Source organism: Kineococcus indalonis (assembly GCF_009906395.1).
Taxonomy (GTDB): domain Bacteria; phylum Actinomycetota; class Actinomycetes; order Actinomycetales; family Kineococcaceae; genus Kineococcus; species Kineococcus indalonis.
In genome coordinates this window covers 1-3,772 of sequence record NZ_JAAALM010000396.1, presented here as the reverse complement: position 1 = coordinate 3,772, position 3,772 = coordinate 1, and the positions used below count along the sequence as shown (strand labels likewise).

At 75.3% G+C, this 3,772-nt stretch carries 3 protein-coding genes; 2 read left to right on the top strand and 1 reads right to left on the bottom strand.

Annotated features, from left to right (window positions below):
• A partial coding sequence (locus tag GTR00_RS25115; RefSeq protein WP_407659714.1) for a WhiB family transcriptional regulator occupies nt 1-358 on the top strand: 358 nt, incomplete at its 5' end.
• A 9-nt stretch (nt 359-367) separates the two neighbouring features.
• Here GTR00_RS25115 and pepN read toward each other — a convergent pair.
• Nucleotides 368-2,923, bottom strand: a complete 2,556-nt coding sequence (gene pepN / locus GTR00_RS16330) for an aminopeptidase N (protein ID WP_166612646.1) — start codon at nt 2,921-2,923, stop codon at nt 368-370.
• Nucleotides 2,924-3,073: 150 nt separating this feature from the next.
• On the opposite strand from pepN, the gene GTR00_RS16325 reads away from it, so the two are divergent.
• Complete coding sequence (locus GTR00_RS16325; protein WP_166612645.1) at nt 3,074-3,688, top strand: DsbA family protein; 615 nt, start codon at nt 3,074-3,076, stop codon at nt 3,686-3,688.
• Nucleotides 3,689-3,772: the final 84 nt, after the last annotated feature.

Sequence of the window (3,772 nt, the reverse complement as noted above, 5' to 3'; positions counted from 1 at the left end):
ACCCGTCCCCGACCCCGCGACCCGTCCCGCCGTCCCGGCGGCGCGGCGCGCGCTCACCCTGGTGCCCGCCCCGGGCGGCGTGCCCGCCCCGCGCACCGCGCCGGCCGCAGCGCCCGTGCCGTGCCGCACGGCGCCCGCCGACCTGTTCTTCGCCGACGAGCAGGACCTCGTGCAGCGCGCGAAGGAGCTGTGCGCCGCGTGCCCGCTGCTGGCCGCCTGCCTGGCCGGCGCGCTGGAGCGGCGTGAGCCGGCCGGCGTGTGGGGCGGGCAGCTCTTCGTCGACGGCGTCCCGGTCGCCTACAAGCGCGGGCGCGGCCGCCCGCGCAAGGACGCCCCGCCCGTCGCCGTGGTGCTGTGAGCGCACGGGTCAGCGCGCGTCGCGCTCCTGGGCGCGCAGGGCGCGCGCCACGCCGTCGCGGTTCTCCAGCACCAGGCGCCGCAGCGCCGGCGGGGCGTCGCCCGCCCCGGCCAGCCAGCGGTCGGTGCGCTCCAGCAGCTCCTCGTCCGCCAGCAGCAGCGGGTACAGGCCCGTGACCACCTGCTGGGCCATCTCGTTGGTCCGCTGCTCCCACACGGTGCGCAGCGCCTCGAAGTACGGCTCCACGAAGGGGCGCAGCAGGTCCGGCTCGTGCACCCGCCCGAACCCGGCGATCACCGACGCCTGCACGGCGTTGGGGAGGGTGCCGCGCTCGACCACCTCGGCCCACGCCGCGCGCTTGGCCTGCGGGGTCGGCAGCGCGGCGCGCGCGGCGGCCGCGGAGCGCTGGCCGGTGGCGGTGGCGTCGCGGGCCAGCTCGGCGTCCACGGCCGCCTCGTCGGCCGCCCCGCCGGCGGTCAGCGAGGTCAGCAGCGCCCAGCGCGTGTCCGCGTCGACCTCGAGGCCCTCGACGACCTCGGTGCCCTCGTACAGACCCCGCACCACCGCCAGGTGCTCCTCGCTGCGCGCGGAGGAGGCGAACGCCCGCGCGAACTGCAGCTGCACGTCGCTGCCCGGGGCGGCCGCGCGCAGCATGCCCAGCAGGGCCTCGGCGGTGCGGGCCTGCACCTGCGCGCGGTGCGCGGGGGCGGTGTACAGCTCCACGCTGGTGGACAGCTGGCGCAGCAGCACCAGCGCCACGGTGGAGTCCGCGCGCGCGGCGTCGCCGGGCAGCAGCGTGCCCAGCAGCAGCTCCACGTACTCGCGCGCGGCCAGCTCGCCGTCGCGGGTCATGTCCCACAGCGCCGCGGCGACCAGCGAGCGCGGCAGCGACTCGGTGAAGGCGTCCAGGTGCCGCAGCGCGGTCGCCAGGGACGCCTCGTCGAGGCGGATCTTGGCGTAGGCGAGGTCGTCGTCGTTGACCAGGAGCAGGTCCGGGCGCGCCCGGCCCACCAGGCCGGTCAGCTCGGTGCTCTCGCCGGCGGCGTCGACCTCCAGGCGGTGCGTGCGCCGCAGGCGCCCGTCCACCAGGTCGTAGCAGCCGATGGCCAGGCGGTGCGCGCGCAGGTGCGGGTGCTCGGCGGGGGCCTCCTGGCGCAGCACCGCGGAGGTGACGGTGCCCTGGGCGTCCACCTCCAGCACGGGCCGCAGCGTGGCCACGCCGGCGGTCTCCAGCCACTCGCGCGACCAGGCGCCCAGGTCGCGCCCGGAGGTGGTCTCCAGCTCGCGCAGCAGGTCGACCAGCTCGGTGTTGCCCCAGGCGTGGCGGCGGAAGTAGGCGCGCACCCCGGCGAGGAACTCCTCACGGCCGACGTAGGCCACGAGCTGCTTGAGGACGCTGGCGCCCTTGGCGTAGGTGATGCCGTCGAAGTTCACCTCGACGTCCTCGAGGTCGTTGATCTCGGCGACGATCGGGTGGGTGGTGGGCAGCTGGTCCTGGCGGTAGGCCCAGGACTTCTCCAGGGAGTTGAAGGTCGTCCAGGCGCCCTGCCACTCCGTCGCCTCCGCCGCGGCCAGCGTGCTGGCGAACTCCGCGAAGGACTCGTTGAGCCACAGGTCGTTCCACCAGCGCATGGTCACCAGGTCGCCGAACCACATGTGCGCCAGCTCGTGCAGGACGGTGACCACGCGCCGCTCCACGGTCGCCCGCGGCACCTTGGAGCGGAAGACGTAGCTCTCCACGAAGGTGACCGCGCCGGCGTTCTCCATGGCGCCGGCGTTGAACTCCGGCACGAACACCTGGTCGTACTTGGCGAACGGGTAGGGGGTGTCGAACTCGCGCTCGAAGAACTCGAAGCCGGCCTTGGTGGCCGCGACGACGTTGTGGGCGTCGAGGTGCTCCACCAGCGAGCGGCGGCAGTACACGCCCAGCGGGACCGTGCGCCCGTCGGAGGAGACCAGGGAGTCCTCCGAGCCCTCGTACGGGCCGGCGATGATCGCGGTGACGTAGCTGGCCAGGCGGGGGGTGGGCTCGAAGCGCCACCGCCTGCCGCCCTCGACGTCCTCGGTGGCGGCCACCGGGGCGCCGGAGATCACGCGCCAGTGCGCCGGGGCGGTGACCGTGAAGGTGAACGCCGCCTTCAGGTCGGGCTGCTCGAAGACCGCGAACACGCGCCGGGAGTCGGCGACCTCGAACTGCGTGTAGAGGTACACCTCGTCGTCGACGGGGTCCACGAAGCGGTGCAGGCCCTCGCCGGTGTTCATGTAGCGGCAGTCGGCCACCACGCGCAGCTCGTTGTCGGCGGCCAGGCCGTCGAGCTGCACGCGCACGCCGTCGCTGACCGCCGCCGGGTCCAGGGCGCGGCCGTTGAGGGTGACCTCGTGCACCGCGGCGCTGATGAGGTCGATGAAGGTCGAGGAGCCCTCGCGCGCGCCGAAGCGGGCCGTGGTGACCGAGCGGAACACCTCCGGCCCCGTCGTCAGGTCCAGCTGCACGTCGTAGGAGTCGACCTGCACGAGCTCCGCGCGGGCGCGGGCCTCCTCGCGCGTCAGGTTCTCGCCGGGCACGTCCACGTCCTTCCGGTCCACCGGTGCGCTGGGAGGCCGTCCCTCGTCCAGCAACCGGTCACTCTGCCACGAGGTCCCGACGCCGCGGCGGCGCACCGGCCCGCCCGCACCGCCGTGGCCGCCCCCCGGCGGCGGGGGCAGGATGGCGCCATGACCACCACCACCCCCGCCCGCGCCGACTTCTGGTTCGACCCGCTGTGCCCCTGGGCCTGGATGACCTCCCGCTGGATGCTGGAGGTCGAGCGGGTGCGCGACGTCAGCGTGCGCTGGCACGTGATGAGCCTGTCGGTGCTCAACGAGGGCCGGGACCTGCCGCAGGAGTACCGCGACCTCATGGACCGCGGCTGGGGCCCGGTGCGCGTGGTCACCGCCGCCCGCGAGCTGCACGGCGAGGACGTCGTGCTGCCGCTGTACACGGCGATGGGCACCCGCATCCACCCCGGCGGGAACAAGGACTTCGACGAGGTCGTCGCGCAGGCGCTGGAGGAGGTCGGCCTGCCCGCGGACCTGGCGCGCGCCGCGCGCACCGACACCTACGACGCGCAGCTGCGCGCCTCGCACGCCGAGGGCATCTCCCGCGTCGGCGAGGACGTGGGCACCCCCGTCGTGGCCTTCGGCGACGTCGCCTTCTTCGGGCCCGTGGTCACCCCCACCCCCCGGGGTCAGCAGGCCGGCGAGCTGTGGGACGGCTGCCTGCTCGTCGCCGGCGTGCCCGGCTTCTTCGAGCTCAAGCGCACCCGCACGCAGGGCCCCGTCTTCGACTGACCCGCCCGCCCCGCCGGGTCCGGCCCCCGCGCCGGGACCCGGCGGGGCGGGCGGGTCAGTCGAAGACGGGGCCCTGCGTGCGGG